This is a genomic window from Candidatus Cloacimonadaceae bacterium (genome assembly GCA_030693415.1).
GTDB lineage: Bacteria > Cloacimonadota > Cloacimonadia > Cloacimonadales > Cloacimonadaceae > JAUYAR01.
In genome coordinates this window covers 1-1,119 of sequence record JAUYAR010000135.1, presented here as the reverse complement: position 1 = coordinate 1,119, position 1,119 = coordinate 1, and the positions used below count along the sequence as shown (strand labels likewise).

Here is a 1,119-nt window from a genome sequence, read left to right as displayed (position 1 = left end):
ATTCCTACTTTTAGAGGTTTAACGAGTTTGTTTTCTCTCCAAGCCCAGCAGATTTGCCGCACCGCATGAATCTTTTCCTGTAAATTATTGTAGTCCACTTTCTTTCTACTTACCATCGTTTTCAACCATTTCCATACTTGTTCTACAGGACTGTATTCTGGTGAGTAGGGTGGTATGTGGGCGATAAAGACTTCCGGATACTTTAGTACCCAATCACGTATCTTCTTGCAGCTATGGTAGCTTGCATTATCCATTATAAGGACTATCTTTTTCCCTTTGTAATGATTACGGATTTGATGCAAGAACTCAATCAGCATCTTGCTGTTTCCGCGTTTGGCACTTTTCCAGATAAACCTTTGCTCCCCGATATTCCACGCACCAAATATTGTGCAACTCTCCCTCTTCTTGGGGGACGGCATGAGACATAGAGTTTTTTTTATACCAGCCTCGAATTAGGTATGGTTCTGTGGAGAAGTGGGCTTCATCTAAAGACAAGATTACTGACTCATCATTGGCAATGAAGCTTTTGATTTCCTCAATTAGCTCAATTACACGCTGTTTTTTTTCTTCTCTTGTTGGAGCATGCAAGGGAACACACTTTTTGACCCTTCTGTAACTGTACCCAGCTTCTTTGAGAGCTCGCTCTACGGTATCCTCACTCACTTGCTCATTGGTAATCTTTTGATAATTGTCGCACAGCAGATTTATTGTCCAGCTGTTTGTTGAGTAACCATAGCTATCCGGGCCAACCTCAAACCATTCAGGGAAATAGGTTTTCAACTGATTTTTGTGTTTACCAGGGCGTCCGGGAGAATACAATCTATTCAATCCCTGGATGCCATTCTCAAGAAATCGCTTGAGCCACAAACGTATAGTATGTGGGTTTCTTTTGACTTTTAGCCCGATATCTTGTGGAGTATTGCCTTCGTGACTTAGTAAAACGATCAGAGCACGTTCTGAACATGGTTCTCCAGTTTGATTTCTCAGCCTTAGAAGCTCCTCCTTCTCTTTTGGTGTCAAATGAATCCGAATCATATGTACCTCCTTGATACGAAGCCACTTTACCAACAGAGATAGTATTGTCAAGTTATATTATAGATATTTATGCGGTTTTGCTTA

The 1,119-nt window shown here is 41.1% G+C and carries 2 protein-coding genes; both read right to left on the bottom strand.

The genetic code is table 11. From position 1 onward, the window contains the following. Positions 1 to 419: IS630 family transposase (locus tag Q8M98_08090; GenBank protein MDP3114721.1), on the bottom strand; the 419-nt coding region annotated here is incomplete at its 3' end. Further along, a complete protein-coding gene (locus Q8M98_08085; protein MDP3114720.1) occupies positions 307 to 1,035 on the bottom strand; it encodes an IS630 family transposase in 729 nt (242 codons plus the stop codon). The genes Q8M98_08090 and Q8M98_08085, both read right to left, overlap by 113 nt. Positions 1,036 to 1,119: the final 84 nt, after the last annotated feature.